This window comes from Phyllobacterium sp. 628 (assembly GCF_014189505.1).
Lineage (GTDB): Bacteria > Pseudomonadota > Alphaproteobacteria > Rhizobiales > Rhizobiaceae > Phyllobacterium.
Window position 1 is genome coordinate 1,943,699 of the sequence record NZ_CP050301.1, and the last position, 24,177, is coordinate 1,967,875.

The 24,177-nt window shown below is 57.0% G+C and carries 20 protein-coding genes; 18 read left to right on the forward strand and 2 right to left on the reverse strand.

What is annotated here, in order from left to right:
• Positions 1-3 precede the first annotated feature (3 nt).
• The 14 genes from HB779_RS11135 (at position 4) to HB779_RS11200 (ending at position 13,872) form a co-directional block, all read left to right on the forward strand.
• Positions 4-543 (forward strand): phage tail tape measure protein, encoded by a 540-nt coding sequence (locus tag HB779_RS11135; protein WP_188342481.1) that lies wholly within the window; start codon positions 4-6, stop codon positions 541-543.
• A 9-nt stretch (positions 544-552) separates the two neighbouring features.
• A complete protein-coding gene (locus HB779_RS11140; RefSeq protein WP_188342482.1) occupies positions 553-1,182 on the forward strand; it encodes a DUF2460 domain-containing protein in 630 nt (209 codons plus the stop codon).
• Entirely contained in the window at positions 1,179-2,057 is an 879-nt protein-coding gene (locus HB779_RS11145; protein WP_188342483.1) for a DUF2163 domain-containing protein, read from the forward strand. The genes HB779_RS11140 and HB779_RS11145 overlap by 4 nt, the downstream gene beginning before the upstream one ends.
• Positions 2,054-2,503 carry an NlpC/P60 family protein gene (locus HB779_RS11150; RefSeq protein WP_188342484.1) on the forward strand — a complete coding sequence of 150 codons (450 nt, stop codon included), beginning with the start codon at positions 2,054-2,056 and terminating at the stop codon, positions 2,501-2,503. Before HB779_RS11145 ends, HB779_RS11150 begins: the two co-directional genes overlap by 4 nt.
• A gap of 8 nt (positions 2,504-2,511) precedes the next feature.
• A complete protein-coding gene (locus tag HB779_RS11155) occupies positions 2,512-6,360 on the forward strand; it encodes a glycoside hydrolase/phage tail family protein (protein ID WP_188342485.1) in 3,849 nt (1,282 codons plus the stop codon).
• 29 nt (positions 6,361-6,389) lie between these two features.
• Positions 6,390-6,608 carry a hypothetical protein gene (locus tag HB779_RS11160; RefSeq protein WP_188342486.1) on the forward strand — a complete coding sequence of 73 codons (219 nt, stop codon included), beginning with the start codon at positions 6,390-6,392 and terminating at the stop codon, positions 6,606-6,608.
• A gap of 100 nt (positions 6,609-6,708) precedes the next feature.
• Positions 6,709-7,008, forward strand: a complete 300-nt coding sequence (locus HB779_RS11165; protein ID WP_371823844.1) for a hypothetical protein — start codon at positions 6,709-6,711, stop codon at positions 7,006-7,008.
• A gap of 69 nt (positions 7,009-7,077) precedes the next feature.
• A complete protein-coding gene (locus HB779_RS11170; RefSeq protein ID WP_188342488.1) occupies positions 7,078-7,749 on the forward strand; it encodes a response regulator transcription factor in 672 nt (223 codons plus the stop codon).
• A gap of 79 nt (positions 7,750-7,828) precedes the next feature.
• Positions 7,829-9,169, forward strand: coding sequence for an ATP-binding protein (locus HB779_RS11175; RefSeq protein ID WP_244642607.1), 1,341 nt, complete (start codon positions 7,829-7,831; stop codon positions 9,167-9,169).
• 49 nt (positions 9,170-9,218) lie between these two features.
• Entirely contained in the window at positions 9,219-9,698 is a 480-nt protein-coding gene (locus HB779_RS11180; RefSeq protein ID WP_371823921.1) for a hypothetical protein, read from the forward strand.
• A gap of 70 nt (positions 9,699-9,768) precedes the next feature.
• Entirely contained in the window at positions 9,769-10,959 is a 1,191-nt protein-coding gene (ccmI, locus tag HB779_RS11185; protein WP_244642344.1) for a c-type cytochrome biogenesis protein CcmI, read from the forward strand.
• Complete coding sequence (ccmE, locus tag HB779_RS11190; RefSeq protein WP_188342490.1) at positions 10,959-11,405, forward strand: cytochrome c maturation protein CcmE; 447 nt, start codon at positions 10,959-10,961, stop codon at positions 11,403-11,405. The genes ccmI and ccmE overlap by 1 nt, the downstream gene beginning before the upstream one ends.
• The gene (locus tag HB779_RS11195) at positions 11,402-13,396 is read left to right on the forward strand and encodes a heme lyase CcmF/NrfE family subunit (RefSeq protein ID WP_188342491.1); all 1,995 of its coding nucleotides are present in this window, start codon (positions 11,402-11,404) and stop codon (positions 13,394-13,396) included. The genes ccmE and HB779_RS11195 overlap by 4 nt, the downstream gene beginning before the upstream one ends.
• On the forward strand, positions 13,396-13,872 hold the full coding sequence (locus HB779_RS11200; protein WP_188345887.1) for a cytochrome c-type biogenesis protein: 477 nt from the start codon (positions 13,396-13,398) through the stop codon (positions 13,870-13,872). The genes HB779_RS11195 and HB779_RS11200 overlap by 1 nt, the downstream gene beginning before the upstream one ends.
• Positions 13,873-13,878: 6 nt before the next feature.
• On the opposite strand, the gene HB779_RS11205 is transcribed toward HB779_RS11200, so the two are convergent.
• On the reverse strand, positions 13,879-14,775 hold the full coding sequence (locus HB779_RS11205) for an MBL fold metallo-hydrolase (RefSeq protein ID WP_188342492.1): 897 nt from the start codon (positions 14,773-14,775) through the stop codon (positions 13,879-13,881).
• 155 nt (positions 14,776-14,930) lie between these two features.
• Between HB779_RS11205 and HB779_RS11210 the strand changes: the two genes are divergently transcribed.
• From HB779_RS11210 to HB779_RS11225, 4 genes are all read left to right on the forward strand, one after another.
• The gene (locus HB779_RS11210) at positions 14,931-16,466 is read left to right on the forward strand and encodes a Do family serine endopeptidase (protein ID WP_188342493.1); all 1,536 of its coding nucleotides are present in this window, start codon (positions 14,931-14,933) and stop codon (positions 16,464-16,466) included.
• A gap of 147 nt (positions 16,467-16,613) precedes the next feature.
• The gene (locus HB779_RS11215; RefSeq protein WP_188342494.1) at positions 16,614-17,300 is read left to right on the forward strand and encodes a response regulator transcription factor; all 687 of its coding nucleotides are present in this window, start codon (positions 16,614-16,616) and stop codon (positions 17,298-17,300) included.
• Positions 17,297-18,697, forward strand: a complete 1,401-nt coding sequence (locus HB779_RS11220) for a HAMP domain-containing sensor histidine kinase (RefSeq protein ID WP_188342495.1) — start codon at positions 17,297-17,299, stop codon at positions 18,695-18,697. Before HB779_RS11215 ends, HB779_RS11220 begins: the two co-directional genes overlap by 4 nt.
• Positions 18,694-21,651: a bifunctional [glutamine synthetase] adenylyltransferase/[glutamine synthetase]-adenylyl-L-tyrosine phosphorylase gene (locus tag HB779_RS11225; protein WP_188342496.1), complete on the forward strand. Its 2,958-nt coding sequence runs from the start codon at positions 18,694-18,696 to the stop codon at positions 21,649-21,651. Before HB779_RS11220 ends, HB779_RS11225 begins: the two co-directional genes overlap by 4 nt.
• Positions 21,652-21,653: 2 nt before the next feature.
• Here HB779_RS11225 and HB779_RS11230 read toward each other — a convergent pair whose 3' ends face one another.
• Entirely contained in the window at positions 21,654-23,999 is a 2,346-nt protein-coding gene (locus HB779_RS11230; RefSeq protein WP_188342497.1) for a PAS domain-containing sensor histidine kinase, read from the reverse strand.
• Positions 24,000-24,177 lie beyond the last annotated feature (178 nt).

The following is a 24,177-nucleotide window of genomic DNA, read 5'->3' on the forward strand; positions in this document are numbered from 1 at the left end:
CCGATGCCAGAAGAAATGAGGGTTGAAATCAAAGCCGACACCAACGGTTTTGAGACGACGTTGAAGAACCTGAAAAGCCATTCCGATCAATTCGGGCGATCGCTGACTGATGCGCTGAAGGGTGCAACGCTGAGCGGTAAGAGCCTTGATGATGTGCTGCGGCAACTCGGACTTAGCCTATCCGGTATGGCGTTAAGTGCTGGTTTGAAACCGATCCAGGAGATCGGTTCAAAGTTCTTTTCGGATATGATTGGGGCGCTCGGTCCGGCAAAACCTCACGCCAAGGGCGGCATTGTTTCCAGTCCCACTTATTTCACTGCGGGCGGCTCGCTTGGGCTCATGGGCGAGGCCGGTGCCGAAGCAATCATGCCGCTCACCCGCGGCGCTGACGGCAGGCTCGGCGTAGCGGCCCAAGGTGGCGGATCACCCGTGCAGGTTGTCATGCACATTAATACGCCGGATGCCGCGTCATTCCGCAAATCCGAGGCACAGTTGACGGGTATGCTGGCGCGTGCCGTGCGCCGCGGCAGTCGAACACTCTAGGAGCAAAGCGTGCAGGCTTTTCACGACGTCCGCTTTCCGCTCGGCGTTTCCTTTGGTGCAACGGGCGGTCCCGAATGGAAGAACGAAATCGTTCCCCTGACTTCGGGCCACGAACAGCGCAATGCGCGCTGGGCCAATGCCCGCCACCATTATGATGCGGGGACAGGCCTGCGTTCGCTTGGCGATCTCGAAGATGTGCTGAATTTCTTTCAGGCGCGGCGTGGCTCACTTTATGCATTTCGGTTTCGCGACCCCTTTGACCATCAATCCTGTGCAACAGGAAGGCTCGCCGCCGCGACAGATCAACTGCTCGGTCAAGGTGATGGCAAACAGACAACTTTCGCATTGCTGAAGCACTACGGTGACCACACGCGACCGATTACCAAGCCGCAGGCAGGTTCGGTTCGCGTGGCGGTGGATGGAGTCGAGAAACATGAGTCGGTCGACTTTGGCACCGACTTGCTGACCGGAAACATTGCCTTCCAAGCGGGACAGATACCGTCTGCCGGTTCGGTAGTGACCGCCGGTTTCGCCTTCGATGTTCCTGCACGTTTCGATGCGGACAGGCTGACCATCAGCATTAAATCCTTCAAGGTGGGAGAAATTCCGACCATTCCCATTGTCGAGGTGAAAGTATGAACCGCTTATCTGCGGAGCTTGAATCACATCTTGCGGGTGATGTGACAACACTTTGTTTCTGCTGGATCATCCGGCGTAAGGATGGCGTGGTTCACGGCTTTACCGATCATGACCAAGAGTTGGTAATCTCGGGCGTTTCCTGCGAGCCACAAACGGGTTTGAGAGCAAGCGAGGCGACAAGTGCACTAGGGCTGGCTGTGGATAGTGCCGAAGTGGAAGGCGCATTGTCCTCACTCAGTATCTCCGAGAGCGACATAGAAGCGGGCGCTTTCGATGAGGCCATAGTTGAGACCTTTCTCGTCAATTGGCAAGCACCTGAACAGCGCTCGATGTTGCGGCGCTCGCGTATCGGAATGATCACCCGGTCGGGCAACAGCTTCGTTGCAGAACTGAAAAGCAGTGCAGCCGATCTCGACAAGGTGAAGGGACGGCGGATAACCCGGCTTTGCGATGCGCAGCTTGGCGATGCCCGTTGCAGCTTTCAGGGCGGTCAGCAAGACGGTGTTGTGGTCAGCGTGATATCCGACACAGCTTTTGTCGTCAGTGGATTGCAGCCGCGGGATGACAGCTGGTTTCGCTATGGTGTGCTGACTTGGGCAGATGCAGCGCATGCTGCACGAACGAACGTGGTTGTGGCACAAGCGCCGTCCAGCGGCGGTCTACGGCTGGATTTGCGTGATGCGCCAGTGCCGGACGCGAAGCCGGGCGACAAATTTTCGCTGCTTCCGGGCTGTGACAAAAGTTTCAGCCAATGCAAGGCACGATTTAACAATGCCGCCAACTTTCGCGGCTTTCCGCACATGCCTGGCAATGACGCCGCCTATACTTATGCTGACGGCAAAGGCAACTTCGATGGCGGGGTGCTGGTGCCATGACAATTGCCGTGCGAGCCGTGGCCGAGGCCAGGCGCTGGATCGGCACGCCGTACCGGCATGGCGGCTCATCCTTTCAGATTGGCTGTGACTGCCTTGGTTTGGTGCGCGGTGTCTGGCGGGCATTATATGACCGTGAGCCGGAAGCGGTGCCGGCCTATTCCGGCGATTGGGCTGAAACCGGTAAGGGTGATCCGCTGATTGATGCGGCGTGCCGGCATATGCTTGCCAAGGATATTGCCGCGATCACGACAGGCGATTTGATCATCTTTCGCTGGCGCGACGGCATGGCGGCAAAGCATCTTGGTATTGTCACCACACCACATCATTTTGTTCACGCCTACGAAGGACATGCGGTTCTGGAATCGGCGCTTGTTCCGCAATGGCGGCGACGCATAGCGGCGGTGTTTGCCTTTCCGGACCACCCCATGAACCGATCAGGCGTTTAGGAAAAACCATGGCGACCATTATTCTGGAGGTAGCAGGCAGCCTCCTTGGTGAGGCTCTGGGGTCGGCTGCCATTGGCACTGCAGTTGGTGCGCTGGGCGGGTATCTGATCGACCAGACCATCTTTGCAAAATCTATCGAAGGCGCACGTCTGTCTTCGATGCGGCCTATGTCTGCTGAAGAGGGCGCAGCTCTGCCAAAGGTCTATGGCGCGGTGCGGCTTTCAGGCACGCTTATCTGGGCGACTCGTTTCGAGGAAAAGAAATCAACCAGCAGAAGTGGTGGCAAAGGTGGCCCCAAGGTCAATACGTACAGCTACTTTGCCAATTTCGCCATTGCGCTCACAGAAGGGGAGATCAGCCTTGTTCGCCGAGTTTGGGTGGACGGCAAAGAAATGGACCAAAGCGCAATAAATATGCGGGTCTATAAAGGCAGTGCGTCACAACTGCCGGATCCGCTAATCGAAGCAAAGCAGGGAACTGGTAACGCGCCCGCCTATCGCAACACGGCCTATGTCGTGTTCGAGCAATTTCCCCTCGATACATACGGCAATCGCGTTCCGCAGTTTCAGTTTGAAGTTGTGCGGGCAATCGGAACGCTGGCGCATAACCTTAAAGCGGTCGCGCTTATCCCGGGGGCGACCGAGTTTGGCCTGTCGCCCGTGCTCATCACCAATGAACCGTCCAAGGGCGAAACGCGGGGCTTGAACCGCAATTGCCTGCGCAACCAAACGGACTGGCAGACCTCGCTGGATGAATTGCAATCGCTATGCCCGCAGCTTCAGCACGTGGCCATTGTCGTTCCATGGTTTGGTGCGGATTTGCGGGCATCTCACTGCAGCATTCGTCCGGGAATTATGGACAGGCAGGGATTTAACGAAAGCGACGATTGGGAGGCAGGCGGTGTATCGCGCACCGATGCTCATTTAATCTCGCGGCTTGGAAAATGCGCGGCCTATGGCGGTACGCCATCTGATCAAAGTGTGATTGCAGCGATCCGGGACGCCAAGGCCAGAGGGTTGAAGGTAACACTCTATCCCTTTGTTATGCTTGATGTTCAGTCGGACAATATTTTGCCAGATCCCTATGGCGGTGCAAAGCAGGCCGCTTATCCCTGGCGTGGCCGTATCACCTGCCACCCTGCGCCGTATCAACCAGACAGCGCCAACCGTACGGCAGGGGCAACGGCGCAAGTTACTGCCTTTCTGGGTACAGCAGCTGCTGGCTCTTTCAGCATCAAGAAAAACGCGGTCAAATACAGAGGCGACGCCGATGATTGGGGCTACCGGCGCTTTATCCTGCATCTGGCACATCTCGCCCTTTGTGCCGATGGCGTCGATACATTCCTGCTGGGCTCCGAACTGTGCAGCCTGACAATCATCCGGGATGAAACGGATAGCTTTCCCTTCGTGGAAGGGCTTTGTGCCTTGGCTGGTGATCTGCGCACTATTCTTGGCGGCGGTTGCACGTTGACCTATGGCGCTGACTGGACTGAGTATTTTGGTCATCATCCACAGGACGGTTCCGGCGATGTCTATTATCATCTTGATCCGCTGTGGGCGCATCCGGACATCGGAGCGGTCGGCATCGACAATTATATGCCGCTCAGTGATTGGCGCGACGAAGATTATAGCGTCCCGAACCCGGACGGTTTTGCGGCACCCTATGATCTCAATGCTTTGAAAACTCAAATTGCTGCGGGCGAAGGGTCCGAATGGTATTATGCATCGGATGCTGACCGAACGTCGCGCAAGCGTACGCCTATTACGGATGGCGCCGGCAAGCCTTGGGTCTATCGCTACAAGGACATCGCCGCCTGGTGGGCGAACCCGCATCACAACCGAAAGGATGGCGTCGAGAGCGCTGTCGCGACGCTCTGGCAGCCCCGGGGAAAGCCACTCTGGTTTACTGAGTTAGGATGCCCTGCAGTCGATAAAGGGCCTAACCAGCCCAATGTATTTCCCGACGCCAAGTCATCGGAAGGAGCATTTCCCTATTTTTCCGATCATGGCCGCTGCGATCTGGCTCAGAACCGCTTCCTGCGGGCACATCTGGATTATTGGGCGGCGCATGGCGGCGCGATGCTGGATACGAACCGCTTGTATGTCTGGGCATGGGACACGCGGCCGTTTCCGGAGTTTCCTCTCAACCGTACTTTGTGGTCCGATGGCGATAACTGGACATCAGGGCATTGGTTGAACGGCAGGCTTGCCGGTGTTGCGCTCGATGAACTGATCAGCGCTGTTTTGGCTGATTTCGGCGTAACGAATGTCGATGCCACAGAGGTGGATGGCTTCGTCAGTGGCTTTATCGTTGAAGAGCCAACCAGTGCGCGGTCCATTCTTGAGCCGCTTCTGGCATTATATTGCGTCAACGCCTTCGAGAGCGGCACCAATCTGGTGTTTCAAAGTGCGGCGCGGATGAATGCCGAACCATTGTTCATCGGCGAGTTTGTCGAACCGGAAGAGACAGGACCGGTAAAACGGCAGTTGCAGGAAATGATGGAGCAGCCGTCGCGGGTCGAGGTCAATTATCGCGATCCTACGCTGGATTATCAGGCGGCCATGGCTTTTGCCGAAAGGCTTGACGGTAAAGGCACAGACAATATTGCTATTCCCGGCATGATTGATGCCGGGCAGGCAAAATCACTTGCGGAAGACTGGCTGCAAAAGCGGCGAGCAGGTCGGCGCACCGTCAATTTTGACTTGCCCTGGAAATATGCGGCGCTGCAGGCTGGTGACCGGATCAGGCTTGATGCTTCGGTGCCGGTCAAGGATTATGTCATCACCTCTATCGAAGATGGTGCAACACGGCGTATCGAGGCGAAAGGATTACCGCGACACATACGTTATCCAGACCGGGCGGGACTGCCAATGCCACCGGTTCTCGAGAGGGCAGCGGTTTTCGGCAAGCCCTATTTTCACCTGTGTGATCTGCCGATGTGGCCGGGTGCCGAAAATCCGGTAGATCAATTGCGGGTTGCAGCCTTTGCCCGGCCATGGAGTGGTGCGAGTGCCTATGCCTCCCCGGAGACTTCAGGTTTTGAGCCCCGAACAGCGCTCGTTGACCGCTCGGTCATGGGCAGGCTGACACAACCCCTGAGGGGAGGTCCGAGCGGTCGTTTGCTGGCCAATGCCGTCCTTGAAGTAGAGCTCTACTTTGGTGCATTGCGGTCAACGACGCTACCGCAATTGTTCAATGGTGCCAATTCAGCGCTGATGGCAACCCCCGATGGCTCGTGGGAAATCCTGCAATTTCTCAATGCGGAGGAAATTCAGCAGGATCGGTGGCGCCTTAGCGGGTTGCTGCGCGGGCAATGTGGAACCGAACGGGAAGCGTCGCAACCGAGGGAAAAGGACACGCCTTTTATTCTTCTTGATGGGACAGTTTTACCGGCCGGGTTAAAAATGCGCGAAACCGGATTGGATCTGCATTGGCGCATCGGCGCGTCCGGTCAGGACTTTTCCGACCAATATTGCAGCACTGTCAGCATGACAGGCGGCATACGTGCACTCGAACCGCTCGAACCGGTACATATCCGCTCTCGGATCGGGCGACAGGGTGATTTGCGAATAAGCTGGATCAGGCGCGGGCGTATCGATGCCGATAACTGGCTTGCTCCGGATATCGCATTGGGAGAGGAGCGCGAGACCTATCGCATCGAAATTCGCAATAGCGGCATTTTGATCCGGTCTCTAACGGTGGATCGGCCTGAATGGAACTATTCGGCAGCGCAGCGGCTGGCGGATTACTGCAGCCTTGCCACAACAATCGATTTCAGCGTGGCAATGGTTTCCGGCACGGTTGGCTCCGGCCGGTTTGCCCGTGCACTTCTGAATATGGAGCCAAAAACCCTTTAAAATCTCGATATTTAACAAAGGAATTGATCATGACCAAAGAGAAAGCCTGGTATTTATCAAAGACCATCTGGGCCTCGATTGCCACCATTCTGTTGTCCTGTTCCGGCTTCTTCAACGTATCGCTGGACCATGCCACCCAAGCTGATCTTGCCCAGACGGTAACGCAGTTTTTGACCGCACTCAGCGGTATCGTTGCTTTTTTTGGCCGGTTGGATGCCACGGCGCTCATTTCACGTAAAGAATTGTAGTGTTATAAGATGTGACCTGTGGCAAACCTATGTGTCACGGGTCACGCCATGTTCCAGCCGTTCATGCATCGTTCAGACAGCAATTGATATTAATGACGCCATGATGAAACACACATTTCTCTCCTTGCCCCTAGCGGCTCTGATATCAGCATCCGGCGTGCTTTATGCCGGGGCAGTTCCGATTGTGCCGGGTTCGCCAGAAACCGGTTTGCCGGTGACGCTGGCAGCAGCTGACTGTTCGGCTGTTGGTCAGCAGGTGGCGGAGTCGCAGGGCGGTACGCTTGCCCGTGCGACGGCGCAGACCCAGAATGGCCGCGAGGTTTGCGTGGTTGTTGTGCTGATCCCCGGCAAGGATGGCGAACGTCCACGCCGTGTCGAGGTTGCGGTTCCGGCCAACTAGAGCTAGGACGCGTCAAATCGGAATGCTGTCTGGTTCACCATTCAGTGTCTCCGCCGGGGAAAATTGCGCATGAGAATACTCATCGTCGAAGACGACCGTGATCTGAATCGTCAGCTGGTTGAGGCAACCACCGAGGCTGGTTATGTGGTTGATCATGCTTTTGATGGCGAAGAAGGGCATTTTCTCGGCGATACAGAACCCTATGACGCCGTGATCCTTGATATCGGCCTGCCGCAAATGGACGGCCTGACGGTTTTGGAGAAATGGCGGCGCGACGGCCGTATCATGCCGGTGTTGCTGCTCACCGCTCGTGACCGCTGGAGCGACAAGGTTGCCGGTATCGATGCCGGCGCCGATGATTACGTCGCCAAACCCTTCCACATTGAAGAAGTGCTGGCGCGTCTGCGCGCTTTGATTCGCCGCGCCGCTGGTCACGCATCTTCGGAAATCAGCTGCGGGCCGCTGCGTCTTGATACCAAGACGTCAAAGGCGGCAGTCAATGGAACAACGCTGAAACTGACCTCGCACGAGTTTCGTCTGCTTTCCTACCTCATGCATCACATGGACGAGGTTGTCTCCCGCACGGAACTCGTTGAGCATCTGTATGATCAGGACTTCGACCGCGACTCGAATACGATCGAGGTTTTCGTCGGGCGCCTGCGCAAGAAGATGGGCATTGATCTGATCGAAACGATCCGCGGCATGGGCTACCGGATCAAATCGCAGGACAGCAAAGCCTGATCAGGGGCAGGGGAAACGCGTGATAAACCGGCTGACCCGCTATCTCCCCAATTTCCGCTCGCTTTCCCTGCGCGTCATCCTGTTCTCGACGCTATGGACAATCGTATCCTTTGTAGCCATCGCCACGATTATATCGGCGCTGTATGGCGAGGCCCGGCAGCACAGTTTTCAGCAACTGCTTTCCGCTCATCTTTTTAGCGTTATAGCCTCGGTCAGTGTCAATGACGGTACGCTGGTCGGGCGCCCGGATCCCGGCGAAGTGCGCTATTCGAGCCCGCATTCCGGCTGGTACTGGTCGGTTGACCCCGTGGCGGACAATCTCAAGGGGTCGCTGCGATCCATCTCGCTGGGCGATAAGTCCATCATCTCGCCTTCGACCCTGATGGTGCCGTTCGATACGTCATTCCAGCGTTCCTATACGGAACCCGGTTTGAATGGCGAGGAAGTATCGGTTGTCGAAACTGAAGTGGTTCTTGATGCGGAAAACCGCGTTGCGCGCTTTCGGGTCATGGGCAATCTGAGCGAACTCGAAGGCGAGATCGCAAACTTCCGCAATACGCTTTACTTCTATCTCGGCTTTTTCGGTGTAGGCGGAACGCTGATCAATGCTGCCGTCATTCTGTTCGGTTTGCGGCCCTTGGATCGTGTGCGCCGTTCTCTTACCGATATCCGTGAAGGCAAGGTTTCGCGGCTTGACGAGGATTTGCCAATCGAGATCGCACCGCTCGCACGAGAGATGAATGCCCTGATCGATAATAACCGCCGTATCATGGATCGTTCGCGCACCCAGGTCGGCAATTTGGCGCACTCGTTGAAGACACCGCTGTCGGTGCTAGCCAATGAAAGCCGCACTATTGGTGGTGCCAAAGGCAAGATTGTCGCCGAACAAAGCACGGCCATGCAGGTGCAAATCCAGCATTATCTGCAGCGAGCCCGTGTTGCAGCCCAGCGGGACAGTGTAGTTTTCCGCGCGCCGGTTACACCAATTCTTGCCCGGCTGGTGCGGGTTACGGCCAAACTCAATCCGGGAATGGAAATTCGTTTCGTCAACGAGATGGCGGATGCTGTCTTTGCCGGGGAGCAGGAAGACCTGGAGGAGATCATCGGCAATTTGCTGGAGAATGCCGGCAAATGGGGTCGCAGCGCGATCCGCCTGACTTTGGCGGCGGCAAAGTCGGACGCCATGGATAACGCCTTCGATATCAGCGTTGAGGATGATGGTCCGGGGCTTGCGCCGGACCAGATCAAAGATGCCCTGACCCGTGGCAAACGTCTTGACGAAAGCAAACCCGGCACCGGTCTTGGCCTCTCCATCGTGTACGATACGGTGCGCGAATATGGCGGAACATTGCGGCTCGAACGCAGCGTGGATCTGGGCGGTTTATGCGCGCGTATTACGCTCCCGGTGGCTGGAAACTGAATGGAGCTTGCAAGCGGGTACCCAATCAGGTCATAACTGCTTGCCAGATATTGCCTTTATTGCGAGGCCCCGTAAAAGCGGACCCATGATGAAATCCCAGATTGCTCTTTCTCTTCTCGCTATTGCCCTTCTTTCCGGCTGCTCGACCACATCAGGCTCCAAGAGCAGCGGAGGCGCATTCGCCCGATTAACCGGCAAGGCATCTCAACCCGCGACAGCGGACGTTCTTGCTGCGCTTGGCAATGGTCTTATCGGCGGCAGCGCCAGTGCATCACTTGATCCATCGGATCGCAAGCGCGCGTTGCAGGCTGAATATCAGGCATTGGAATATTCTCCGGCGGGTAAGGCAATCGAGTGGAAAAACAGCTCGGGAAGCCGCAGCGGTGAAGTCGTCGCTGCGCAGCCCTATCAGGTCGGCTCGCAAAATTGCCGCCAGTACACCCATACAGTGCGTATTGATGGCACGCCGCAGACCGCACGGGGAACTGCCTGTCGCAATGAAGACGGCAGCTGGACACCTTTAACCTGATTATTTGCCCGCTTTGCGGCGAATTGCCCTATCCGCGAAATCCATTTGGATTTTGCCGTGACGGCAGACTATGTCTCAGGCCATGATTTTCTGGATTTCCGCAGCACTTCTGACCGTTGCCGCAACGCTCGTCGTGCTTTTACCGCTGACACGGCGCGTCAAGACCGGCGTGTCGGACAATATATATGACGTCGAAGTCTACCGCGATCAGCTGCGGGAACTTGAGGCTGACGAAAAACGTGGCCTGATCGATGCAGCTGGCAGCGAACAGGCGCGCGCGGAAATCAGCCGCCGACTGCTGAAATCGGCGGCGCTGGCGGAAGCCGATACAAAATTTTTCCGGCCGCAAAAGAGTGCAATTCGGGAATGGGTGACGCTGGCAACGGTTTTGGCGATTCCGCTTCTGTCGTGGAGCATTTATGCCAAGACAGGATCGCCGGATCTGCCCGCCCAGCCATTGGCCGAACGGTTGTCCCGCCCGCCGGATCAGGCCACCCCTGCCGAGCTGATTGCCCGCGCCGAAGCGCATCTGACACTCAATCCGGACGACGGGCAGGGATGGGAAGTGCTTGCGCCGATCTATCTGCGCACAGGCCGTCCAGCCGATGCCGTGACTGCCTACCGCAATGCGATCCGCCTGAATGGCGACAGCGGCCCGCGCCAGCTTGGCCTCGGCGAAGCGATTGCCGCCGCAGCGGGTGGTACGATGACGCCGGAAGCCGAAGCCAGCTTTAATCAGGCTCTTGCCCTCAATCCCGGCGATATGCGCCCGCAATTTTTCATCATCAATGGCTGGATGCAGCAGGGCAAGCTTACTCAAGCCCGTGATCTGATCCGTAAATTACTGGAAGACGCGCCGAGCGATGTGCCGTGGCACGGTGAGGCTCAGGCTGCCTTGACCCGCCTTGACAAGGAAATCGCCGGCGATGCACCCGATGTTAGTGACATCGACAGGGCGACGGGCCCAGACGCGTCGCAAGTGGAAGCGGCCGCATCGATGAACGACCACGACCGCGCCGCGATGATCGAGGGCATGGTTGCAAGCCTTGCCGAAAAGCTCAAGCAATCACCCGATGATGTGGAAGGCTGGGAAAAGCTGGTCCGCTCCTATGTTGTTCTCAACCGGCCGAATGATGCGCTCGAAACTTTGGCAAATGCTCGCAAAGTGTTGAGCGGGGACAAGCTTGCACAGCTCAACGCTGTCGCAGATGATCTCGGCTTGGCCGAGCAGCCGGGGGATACCCGGTCGGAGAAAAATTGATGACGCGCAAACAGAAGCGGCTTTCGGTGATCGGTGGAGCATTGCTGGTATTGGCATGCGCCGCTGCGCTGGTGCTGTTCGCTCTGCAGCAGCGTATCGCTTTTTTCCGTATGCCCTCCGATATTGCGGCAACCGATTTGCAATCGGAATCACGTTTCCGGTTGGGCGGGCTGGTTGAAAAGGGCAGTGTGGTGCGCGGCGAGGGCACGAAGATCACGTTTGCTGTTACCGATCATATTAAAAGTGTCCCCGTGACCTATGACGGCATCCTGCCGGACCTTTTCCGCGAGGATCAGGGTGTTGTCATTGAAGGCAAGTTTACGCCGGGTGGCGCCTTTCACGCCGACAGCGTGCTTGCCAAACATGACGAGAACTATATGCCGAAAGAAGTTGCCGACAGTCTGAAGGCCAAAGGCGTGTGGAAAGCGGAGACCAAGCAGCCATGATGGTTGAACTCGGACATTTTGCGCTGGTTCTCGCGCTCGCACTCTCGATCATACAGGCGGTGGTTCCAGTTTGGGGTGCGCGCCGCAATGATGACCGGATGATGGCCGTTGCCACTCCCGCCGCTTTTACTGTCTTTGCGCTGATCGCACTTGCTTTTGTCGCTCTGACATCTGCGTATGTTGATTCGGATTTTTCGCTGCAGAACGTCTGGGAAAATTCGCATTCACAAAAGCCGCTGCTCTATAAAATCACCGGTGTCTGGGGCAACCACGAAGGCTCAATGCTCCTTTGGGTGTTGATCCTGACATTTTTCAGCGCCCTGGTGGCTTTCTTCGGCAACAATCTGCCACCGTCGCTTAAAGCCAATGTGCTGGGCGTGCAGGCATGGATCGGCTCGGCCTTCCTGCTGTTTATCGTTGCCACATCCAATCCTTTCACCCGTATCAGTCCGGCTCCCATTGAAGGGCAGGACCTGAACCCGATCCTGCAGGATATTGGCTTGGCGATTCATCCGCCGCTGCTTTATCTCGGCTATGTCGGTTTCTCCGTGTGTTTTTCCTTTGCTGTGGCCGCGTTGATTGACGGGCGCATTGATGCTGCATGGGCGCGCTGGGTGCGTCCTTGGACGCTGACGGCATGGATGTTTCTGACCGGCGGCATCGCTATGGGGTCTTACTGGGCCTATTACGAACTTGGCTGGGGCGGCTGGTGGTTCTGGGACCCGGTTGAAAATGCCTCGTTCATGCCTTGGCTGGCCGGCACCGCGCTGCTGCATTCGGCGCTGGTGATGGAAAAGCGCTCGGCGCTGAAAATCTGGACCGTCTTGCTGGCGATCCTCACTTTCTCCCTGTCGCTGCTCGGCACGTTCCTCGTGCGCTCGGGCGTGCTCACCTCGGTTCACACCTTCGCAACCGATCCGGGACGCGGGCTCTTCATCCTCGCCATTCTGGTGTTTTTCATTGGTGGATCGCTGGCTCTGTTTGCCCGGCGTGCACAGACGCTGGCACCCGGCGGCCTGTTCCAGCCGATCTCCCGCGAGGGTGCGCTGGTTTTCAATAACCTGTTCCTGACGACCGCCGCCGCAACTGTTCTGATTGGAACGCTCTATCCGTTGCTCTTGGAAACGCTGACCGGCGAGAAGATTTCCGTCGGCGCACCGTTCTTCAACCTGACCTTTGGGCCATTGATGATTCCCTTGCTTGCCGCGGTGCCATTCGGTCCGCTGCTGGCGTGGAAACGCGGTGATATCCTTGCCGTGGCACAGCGCCTGATGATGGCGTTCTTCATTGCGCTGCTGGTCGTTGCCGTCGTGCTTTACAAAACATCCGGCACGGCTGTTTTCTCGGCATTCGGTATAGGTCTGGCTTTCTGGCTGATGCTCGGTGCGTTGACTGATCTTTCGCTGAAAGCTGGTATTGGCAAAGGGAAGTCGAGTGTTGTGCTCAGGCGTTTGACCGGTTTGCCAAAATCGGTGTTCGGCACAGCCTTTGCTCATTTCGGTCTCGGCGTGACATTGCTTGGTATCGTATCCGTTACGACTTTTGCGACGGAAGATGTGATGGTCATGAAGCCGGGAGAGACCGTCAAAGTTTCAGATTACACACTTCGTTTCGACCGTATTGATCCGGTCAAGGATTCAAACTTCACTGAAGATCAGGGCAAATTCACTATTCTCGACAGCGCGGCGCGTGAAGTAGACACGCTCATCTCGGCCAAGCGCTTCTATCCTGTGCGCAAAATGCAGACGACGGAGGCGGGCATCAAAACGTTCGTATTCAGCCAGCTTTATATTTCGCTTGGCGACGCGACCAAGGATGGCGGGGTTGTTGTGCGTATCTGGTGGAAGCCATTTGTTACGCTCATCTGGCTCGGTGCGCTGGTCATGATGGCGGGCGGTGCAATGTCTCTGGCTGATCGGCGCTTGCGCGTTGGCGCTCCCAATAAGGCAAAGGCACCAAAACCACGTCAGGCCAAAGGCGCGATGGCATGATGCGTTCCTTTTCTGCCTCGTTCCTTGTGCTGCTGATGCTCGGTTTGGGTATTTTCAGCGCGCGGGCGGTTTCTCCGGACGAAATGCTGGCCAATCCGGCGCTCGAAACCCGGGCCCGGACCATTTCGTCCGAGTTGCGCTGTATGGTGTGTCAGAATCAGTCGATTGACGATTCCAATGCAGATCTCGCCAAGGATTTGCGCGTTCTGGTGCGTGAACGGCTGACAGCGGGCGACAGCGACACGCAGGTTCTGGATTTCATCGTTGCCCGTTATGGCGAGTTCGTGCTGCTGAAGCCCCGATTGATGCTGAGCACAATTCTGCTTTGGGGCTTTCCGGTTGCCGCGCTGATTGGTGGCGCAATTGCCATTGTCGCCGCTATACGCCGTCGTCGCAGATCACCCGTCGACACGGTCCCGCTCTCGGACAGTGAGACGAAGCAGCTCAGGAAAATTCTGGCTGCTTCCAACGAATAGCTTCGGCTATTTGCCCTGCGCCTTGAGAACGAACTCCACGTTCTGGCGGTGTACTGGCTCATAAGGTGCGTAGTAGGTCAGCACGCCCGAGCGAAAATCCTCCACTGTAAACGTCTGCAAATCGTCATCGGCCAGTGCGGGTTCATTGCGCAGGCGCATGAGTTTGCTGACATAGCGCGCTGTTGCCGCAATCAGTTCCGGCCCGTATCCGCCAGCAATAATAACGTTTTCCGCGCCGTGATTGGGCAGGATTTTTTCGATATCCCAGGTCGAAATGCGTTCAAGATCCAAAAGGTGGTTTCCAAGCCGCTTGGGCTCGGCCACGTAGGTGATCGGTTCTTCCAGTGCATCTCCGGCAAACAGCAGCTTCAGATGCGGCAGGATCATCACCGTGCCGTCATGGCTGTGAATGTCGACATGGCGCAGTTCCACCTCGATTTCTCCGATCATGAGGCTGCGCTGGTCCTTAAAAATGCTGTTTGGCATGACCAAAGGCCGAATCGGCGGCGTATCGTTTTCCAGCCGTTCCTTATTGTCGATGAGAGCTTGTGCAGTCAGATCATTGGCGATGATTTCGCAATCGGCAAAGACTGCGTTTCCTGCCACGTGATCCACATGCCAATGACTGAGCACGACGCGAATGTGGCGCCCGCCCGCCTCTTCCAGTGCATTGCGGATAAGGGCCGCATGCGGATTGGATATGCTCGTGTCATAGACAAGCGCTTCCTCACCGGAAACGATGGCATAGGAGCAGACGCCCAGCGCATAGGCACCGTCATCCAGCCAGTTGGGTTCTTCGGAGTAAGCTCGAACACCGTCAATCCGGCCGTCATAAAATGCATAAACGCCCTTATAAGGCTGATGCACACGCATTGTTGAACCGAGCGGCGGCTTTGTTGGCATTTGGGCTTTCTCCAGTGACTGACGACTCATAATGCCAGAGGGGTTATCTTACAAATTTGTCATGTTACGGAAATGGCGGCGTAACGTTCTTATCTGTATCACTGTTGGTTATAAAGCGATCGGATTTCCGGTCGAGCGTCCAAGGAGAAAGTTTCATGTCTACTAATCGTCCATCCTCCCGTTACCGTAAGGGTATTGCCGCTGCGCTTCTGACTTCAGCGCTTGTCGGAGGATTTCTGGCGACTGGGCCGCTTGCAGCCATTGCGCCGGCACAGGCCGAAGCAGTTCGCGTTGATGGCGCCCAGCAGCCGGGCTTTGCGGATGTTGTTGAAAAGGTCAGCCCAGCGGTTGTCAGCGTTCGCGTCAAAAGTGCTGTTCAGCAGACCGCCGATGATGGTTCGGGCATTCCAGGCTTTGACCAGTTGCCGGACAATCATCCCCTCAAGCGCTTCTTCTATGAATTTGGTGGCCCGAACGGCCAGCGCGGGATGCAGCAGCGCAAAGGTCCGCGCGATCACCAGAACCGTGCGGAACGTGCCCGTCCGTCAGCTCAGGGTTCAGGCTTCTTCATTTCCGAAGACGGCTACCTCGTCACCAATGATCACGTTGTCGAAGACGGCAGCACCTACACCGTTGTTCTCAACGATGGTACCGAGCTCGATGCCAAGCTGATCGGCAAGGACAAGCGGACGGATCTGGCCGTGCTCAAGGTCGATGACAAGCGCAAGTTCACCTATGTTTCCTTCGGCGATGACAACAAGATGCGCGTTGGCCAGTGGGTCGTTGCCGTTGGCAACCCGTTCGGCCTCGGCGGTACCGTCACTGCCGGTATTATATCGGCTCGCGGCCGCGATATCGGTGCCGGTCCTTATGACGACTTCCTGCAGATTGATGCGGCCGTCAACAAGGGCAATTCCGGTGGTCCAGCCTTCAATCTGAACGGTGAAGTTGTCGGCATCAACACTGCCATCTATTCGCCATCGGGCGGCAGCGTCGGTATTGCCTTTGCTATCCCTGCCACAACAGCCAAGCTGGTTGTCGATCAGCTGATCAAGACAGGTACCGTGTCGCGCGGCTGGATTGGTGTGCAGATTCAGCCGGTGAGCAAGGAGATTGCCGAATCCCTCGGTCTTTCCGAAGAGAAGGGCGCACTGGTTGCCGAACCTCAGGCTGACGGTCCTGCCGCCAAGGCTGGCATTCAGGCTGGCGACGTGATCACTGCGGTCAATGGTGACACTGTTTCCGATCCGCGTGACCTTGCCAAGAAAATTGCTGCGGTCAACCCGGGCAAGGATGCAGAGCTCACCGTCTGGCGCAAGGGCGAGGCCAAGTCGGTCAATGTGTCGATCAAGTCCATGCCGGGCGATGACAAGCAGGCGTCCAAGAGCGACGACTCCAGCAAGTCGCAGGAGCCATCTTCGGCACTCGATGATTATGGCCTGACAGTTGTTCCATCGGATGACGGCAAGGGTGTTGTTGTGACGGATGTTGACCGTTCCGGCGATGCCGCCGACAAGGGCATTACGACCGGCGACATCATCATCTCGGTCAACAACAAGCCGGTGAAGAGCGGCGGCGATATCGACAGCGCCATTACCGAAGCCAAGAAGGGTGGTCGCAAGGCCGTTCTTCTCCAGGTCCAGACCAATGACCAGTCGCGGTTCGTGGCTCTGCCTATCGGTCAAGGCTGATAATGAAGGGTTGGATTGCACTTCGCTGCAGTCATAACCCAAATCGACAGGGCAGCAGATTATTGACTGATCTGCTGCCCGTCTGCCATGCAAAGCGCCGCTGATATGGTGCTTACCTCTGTCTCAAAACCGGCTTAGTATATCGCCATGAAGATTCTCGTTATTGAAGATGACCGCGAAGCGGCCCGTTATCTGGAGAAAGCTTTCGCCGAGGCGGGCCACTCGGCCGACGTTGCTGGTGATGGCGAAACTGGCTATACGCTGGCCGAACAGGGCAGCTATGATGCCCTTATCGTCGATCGCATGCTGCCGCGGCGTGACGGCCTTTCCGTTGTTGCTGCATTGCGTGCACAAGGGATCGATACCCCGGCACTGATATTGTCGGCTCTTGGCCAGGTTGATGATCGCGTCACGGGCCTGCGCGCCGGTGGCGACGATTATCTGACCAAGCCCTATGCATTCTCCGAGCTGCTGGCGCGCATTGAAGTTCTGCAGCGCCGGGCCAGCCCGAAAGAGGCCGAAACGGTTTATCGCGTTGGTGATCTTGAACTCGACCGTTTGTCCCACACGGCAAAGCGGGCGGGGCAGGGCATTATTCTCCAGCCGCGTGAGTTTCGCCTGCTCGAATATCTGATGCGTCATTCCGGGCAGGTTGTTACCCGCACCATGCTGCTTGAACATGTCTGGGACTATCATTTCGACCCCCAGACCAATGTGATCGATGTGCATGTCTCGCGTCTGCGCGGCAAGATCGAAAAAGGTTTTGAAACACCTCTGCTGCACACGGTGCGCGGTGCCGGCTATATGCTCAAGGCCGGCGGAATCGATGCATGAACCGCTTTTCGGCCATGATGAAAATGACAGCCGTCCGGCTGTCAGCTCTTTACCTGCTTCTTTTTACCGTTTGCGCCATCGGTCTGGTCTTTTACATGACCAGCCTCTCGGTCAATCTCCTGACGTCGCAGACCGAAGCGGCTGTGAACGAGGAAATCGAGAGCGTTGGTCAATCCTATCAGCGAGCCGGCATTGCAGGCCTTGTTCGTTCCATTGAACGGCGCGGCCGCCAGCCGGGTGCCTATCTCTATCTCGTCACAGATCCCGCTGGTCGTATTGTTGCCGGTAACGTTCAAAGCATTGAGGCGGGCGTGCTGCAAACTGACGGCTGGATCGAACGGCCGATCAGCTATGAGCGTTACGGCGAAAACAACGACCCCGAGGTGCACAGGGCCATTGCGCGTGTGATTGTCATGCCCAATGGTATCCGTGTCATGGTTGGCCGCGACCTTGGCGAGCCGGAGAAGATTCGGCTGGTCGTCCGGCGGTCTCTTGGTGCTGCCCTCGGTATTATGGGCATTGGCGCGTTTCTGATCTGGTTCTTCGTTGGGCGGCGGGCGCTCCACCGCATCGATGAAGTTTCAGTGGCCTCGCAGCGCATTATGGGCGGCGATCTTGCTGGACGCCTGCCGGTCAGCGGTTCCGGTGATGAGTTCGACCGCCTTGCGGCCAATCTGAACGGCATGCTGGCGCGTATCCAGGAGTTGAACGAAGGTGTGCGCCACGTTTCAGATAACATTGCTCATGATCTGAAAACCCCGCTGACGCGCATGCACAACCGGGCGGAATCGGCCCTTGCCAACGCCAAGACCACCAAGGCCTATCGGGCGGCGCTCGACGGTATGATCGGCGATTCCGACCAGCTGATACGAACATTCAACGCTATTCTCATGATCTCCCGGCTTGAATCCGGTTATTCGTCCGAGACCATGGAGCTCTTGCCGCTATCGACCGTCGTACAGGATGTGTTCGAGTTGTATGAACCGACGGCAGAGGATGCAGGCATCACATTTACGCTCGGTTCCGTCGATGCAACGCCGGTCAGGATAAATCGCGAGCTTGTCGGCCAGACCATCTCCAATCTGGTCGATAATGCCATCAAATATGCCGGCGGTGCTGAAAAGCCGGTGGAAATTTCCCTCGCTGTGGAAAAGCAGGATCACATGATCCGGGCCATTGTCACCGACAACGGTCCGGGCATCCCACCTGATCAGGTTGATCGGGCAACGGAGCGTTTTGTGCGTCTTGAGGAAAGCCGTTCGCAACCGGGGTCAGGACTGGGTCTCAGTCTTGCCAAGGCAGTGATGAAATTGCACGGTGGCACTCTGGAATTGCAAGACAATGCTCCGGGGCTGCGTGCTGTGCTCGCTTTCCCGGTGGGGGAGGAGACTAAATGAATGAAAAAGCGTCGTTTTTTGCGCATGATCTGCGTTCTCTGACGCCGCTGGACAAGAAGAGCGCTGCTGCCTTTCTCAGTGATCTCATTGAAAACGCCGCGGAAAAAGAATGCGCGGGCATCGCCGCTATAAAGAGCAATGTACCTGCGGCAGCCTTCCTGTCAGCTGTTCTTGATCTCTCGCCCTATTTGCGCAACGTGCTAACACGCCGCCCCGCCGTCCTCGAGCCATTGCTCGTCATGCCTTTGCCGCAGCGGCTTGAAACGCTGATGCAGGAGATTGCAGCAAGTTCTGAAGGCGAGAGCATCACCGAAACCGGCCTGATGGCCGTGCTGCGGCAGTTGAAGCTGGAATGCCACGTTCTTATTGCGCTGGGTGATCTCTCCGGTGTGTTTGATACAACAGCAACGACGAAATGGCTGTCGCGGCTGGCCGAAGAAAGTGTCGGCGCTGCAGTACGGTTTCTGCTGCGCGACGCACACGAGTCCGGAAAACTGAAACTCCCCGATCCCGGACACCCGGAGAAAAACTCGGGCTGGATCATCCTTGCCATGGGCAAGTTCGGCGCATTCGAGCTGAATTATTCCTCCGATATTGATCTGATCGTCTTTATCGACGAGCACAGCCCGGCCATCCCCGATCCTTATGAGTGCGTTGAAACTTTTTCGCGGCTAACGCGCCGTCTCGTTCGCATTTTGCAAGACCGCACAGCGGATGGGTATGTCTTCCGCACCGATTTGCGCCTGCGGCCTGATCCGGGTTCGACGCCGCTGGCAATTCCGGTTGGTGCTGCGCTCAATTATTACGAAGGGCGGGGGCAGAACTGGGAACGCGCGGCGATGATCAAGGCCCGGCCTGTCGCTGGCGATATCGCGGCGGGCAAGCAGGTGCTGGCTGAACTCGCGCCTTACGTCTGGCGCAAATATCTCGACTACGCGGCCATCGCCGATGTGCATTCGATCAAGCGGCAAATCCACGCCCATAAGGGGCACGGCGAAATCGCTGTGCGCGGACACAATGTCAAGCTTGGGCGCGGTGGCATCCGCGAGATCGAATTCTTCGTCCAGACCCAGCAACTGATCGCCGGTGGCCGCTTCCCGCAATTGCGCGGCTCCCGCACGGTGGAGATGCTCGGTGCGCTCAACGGTCTTGGCTGGATCAGCGAAGAGGCGCGCGACACGCTGATCGAGAAATACGCTTTTCTGCGCGACGTTGAACATCGCATCCAGATGATTGCCGACGAGCAGACGCATATGCTGCCGGAAGACGATGAGAATTTTGTGCGCGTAGCGCATATGATGGGATATCGCGATGGTGAAGCCTTCGCCAAGGATTTCCGCCAAACCTTAAAGACGGTGGAAACCCATTATGCCGCTCTGTTCGAGCAGGCGCAGGAACTGGCGGGCGAGGCGGGAAATCTGGTTTTTACCGGCGACGTGGATGATCCTGATACACTGGAAACGCTGGCGAAATTTGGCTTTGAACGGCCAAGCGATATCTGCCGTGTCATCCGCACATGGCATTTCGGCCGCTATCGCGCGACGCAATCGGCGGAATCGCGCGAACGCCTGACCGAATTGACGCCGGTCCTGCTCAAAGCCTTCGGCGCAACCAGCCGCGCTGACGAGGCGCTGATGCGTTTCGACGAGATGATCAAGGGGCTGCCTGCGGGTATCCAATTGTTCAGCCTGCTGCAATCCAATCCGCGCCTGCTTGATCTGCTGGTTTTGATCATGGGCGCCGCGCCGCGTCTCGCTGACATCATCACACGTAAACCACATGTGTTTGACGGCATGCTGGACCCGGCGATCTTTGCCGACATTCCAACCCGTACCTATCTGGCGGAGCGCCTGGAAAGCTTCCTCGGACCATCGAAAGTCTATGAGGATATTCTCGACCGTCTGCGCATCTTTGCGGCGGAGCATCGGTTTCTCATCGGCATCCGGCTGCTGACCGGCGCGATTGACGGTGTGCGTGCAGGCAAAGCCTTTTCAGATCTTGCCGATCTGGTGATTGACGGGGCACTGACGGCTGTCATCAACGAATTTGCCAGCAAACATGGTCTCGTCGCTGGCGGGCGGATTGCTATTTTGGGTATGGGCAAGCTTGGCAGCCGTGAATTGACCGCTGGCTCCGACATTGATCTCATCCTTCTCTATGATCACGATGAGGAAGCGGATGAATCCGATGGGGAAAAGGGCCTGGCACCATCGCAATACTATATGCGGTTGACCCAGCGCCTCATTGCCGCCCTTTCGGCACCCACGGCGGAAGGCGTACTCTACGAAGTGGATTTCCGCCTGCGCCCATCGGGGAACAAAGGGCCAGTGGCCACGCACATTGACTCATTTCGCAAGTATCAGCGCAGCGAGGCATGGACGTGGGAGCATATGGCGCTGACTCGCGCCCGGCCGGTGGCAGGTGATCCGGCGTTCTTTGGCGAGATCGAGACTGAAATCACTGACATTCTCGCCTTGCCGCGCGATACGGCCAAGATTGCCAAGGATGTGGCCGAGATGCGCGCATTGCTCGAAACCGAAAAGCCACCGCGCGATGCCTGGGACATGAAGCTGGTTCCCGGCGGTATTATCGATCTGGAATTCATCGCCCAGTTTGCCGTGCTGACGGGCAATGTCGATGGGCCGATTATTGCCCATTCAACCGCTGAGGTTTTGGCAAAATTGAAACCCGGCTTTGCCGAACCTGTCGTCACGGACCAGCTTGCCGAGGCGGCCAATCTCTATACCGGCCTGACACAAATCATCCGGCTTTGCCTTAACGGCGACACGCCGCGCGAAGATTTTCCACCCGGCTTGGGTGATCTGCTCTGCCGCGCCTGCGATCTGCCTGATCTCGCGCGGGTTGAAACCCATTTGGAAGATACGCCAAAGGCAGTACGCAAGACATTCACGAGCTTGCTGAAGGACGCACGGAGCAAATCGTCAGGCAGGTAAAACTATACGTGCCATTCTTCGCGAACCGGTCCGATGCTGCGGGTCGGGATTCGGACCGAGACGATGGTTCCGACACCTTCCGTTGACCGGATCTTTAGCGCACCGCCATGCAGTTCAGTGAGCGAGCGGGAGATGGCAAGCCCAAGCCCGGAACCTGCATGTGACTTGGTGAACTGGTTTTCCACCTGTTCGAACGGCTGTCCGATCTTCTTCAGTGCCGATTTGGGGATGCCGCAACCGGTATCCTCGATGGTGAACACCAGCGCGCCTGACACTTTGCGGGCGCGAACCGAGATACGCCCGCCAGTATCGGTAAACTTCACCGCATTGGACAGAAGATTGATCAGGATTTGCTTGATGGCACGCCGGTCCGCATTGAGCGTGACGCTTTCGGCAATCTTGGTCTCGACTTTGACGTCCTTGCCCTGTGCCTGCAGCGAGACGACACGCACCGTCTCGCGGATCAGCGGGCAAAGATCGATCTCTTCACGGTCCAGGGAGAAATGACCGGCTTCGATCTTCGACATATCGAGAATGTCATTGATAACGTTGAGCAGATAGTTGCCGCTGGTGTGAATGTCCTGCACATATTCCTCGTAGCGGTCGGAACCGAGTGGCCCGAACGTTCCGGAATGCATGATCTCCGAGAAGCCGATAATGGCGTTGAGCGGCGTGCGCAATTCATGGGACATATTGGCAAGGAATTCGGATTTGGCTTGATTGGCAGCCTCGGCGCGTTCCTTTTCCACCACATATTTGCTGTTGAGTTCAGTGAGTTCAAGCGTGCGCTCAATTTCGGATTTGCGCGCAAGGCTGAGGTCGTGGATCGTCGCCATCAGGCGGCGCTCGCTGTCGACCAGCCGTTCTTCGTGCACCTTGAGTTGTGTAATGTCGGTACCGACCGACACCAGCCCGCCATCCTGCGTGCGGCGCTCATTGACCTGCAGCCAGCGGCCGTCAGCCAATTGGCGTTCAAAGGTCAGTGCGCCATTGCGGCCATGTTCATTGGCCATGCGCTTTTCGAACGCAACTGCACGGATACGCGGCTCCAATTCATCTTTGCCAATACCCGGCAGCAGACATTCATTGGCAAGGCCTGAATATTCGTTGAATTTGCCGTTCGACATAACGAGCCGATTGTCGGCATCCCAGAGCACGAAGGTCTCGGAAATGCTCTCAATGGCTTCACGGATGCGTTGGTCGGCCTGTGCGGTCTGCTGGGCAAAACGGTGCTGTTCGCTGACATCGACGGCCACCCCGACGAGATGCACATCGCCAACGGCGGCATCGGCAACCTGCGCACGCACCCGCATCCAGACCCAGTGGCCTTCGGCGTGGCGCATGCGGAATACACGGTCGATCTGGCTGATCTCGCCTGCTGCAACCTGTGCCGCAAGACCGTACAGCTTGTCGTCATCTTCGTGAATGATCGACGAGATATCGCCCAGCGACAGGATCGCGTCATAAGCTTCATAGCCGAGCATTTCATACATGGAGCGGGACCAATAGACACGGCCGCGTGCCATATCCCAGTCCCACAGGCCGCAACGGCCGCGTGCCAGAGCCGTATCCACCCGCGCTTGCGTGTGTTGATACAGCGCGTCCGCATCCTGCGCCCGCGCCGATTGGCTGAAATAGGCGTAGAGCACCACCAGCATGATTGCGGCTGTGCCGGCAAACAAGGTGACATTGACCGAGATCATCCGCCGCCATTCGGCGAAGACGGCCTCGACCGGATGCATGACAAACACCGAGTAGCCGCTTTTGGCCGAACGGCTGAATGCGGCCAGAGCAGCTATGCCGTTCATCCGTATTTCCATCACACCGGCACGCTCGCCAAACAGAAACAGCGGCTGGCCGTCAGCGACGAAGCTTTCAAGATTTTTATCGCGCCAGCGATCACCGCCGTCGGACGATGCGACAATCTTGGATTCATCTGAAGCAATGGCAATCCACATGCCCTGCGGGATCAGGTCATTGGAACGCATCTCGGCAATGATATTTTGCAGCTCACCACCATCAGGCTTCTGACCGGCCTTCATGCGATTATCGATGACGCTGGCCATATGGCTTGCGGCGAGCGAGAGGGTTGCGCGGGCTGTGCGTTCCGTATCATCGCGCCAGGACAGGAGCGACATGGCGCGTGCCGTTGCCAGTATAAGCAGGAAAATGATGATTAGTGGCGGAATGGCGCGGCGCAGATATGGTTCCGCAGCGAGCAGCTTGCCGTAGGTAGGGTCAGCGAGAAGTTTGATATGTCCGGAAAGACGGGTGCGCCCCCGCGCAGTCTCCCGCTTCTCGGCATAAACCTTCCCCGTCGGCGCGCGATACGCGTCCGCATTTGCCATCGAATGGCCCCCTCATTTGTCTTTGTATTCAGTGGTTTGCTTCGCCACGCCGCACATCCGAAGCACCTGTAGTGAATCAAAACTGATTCGCCATGTCCAGTGTTTTTGTTAAATATTTAGCAATCATTGTGGCAGGCATGAATCAATTCGGAAGCTGATTCTGCTAAGTCTTTGAAAA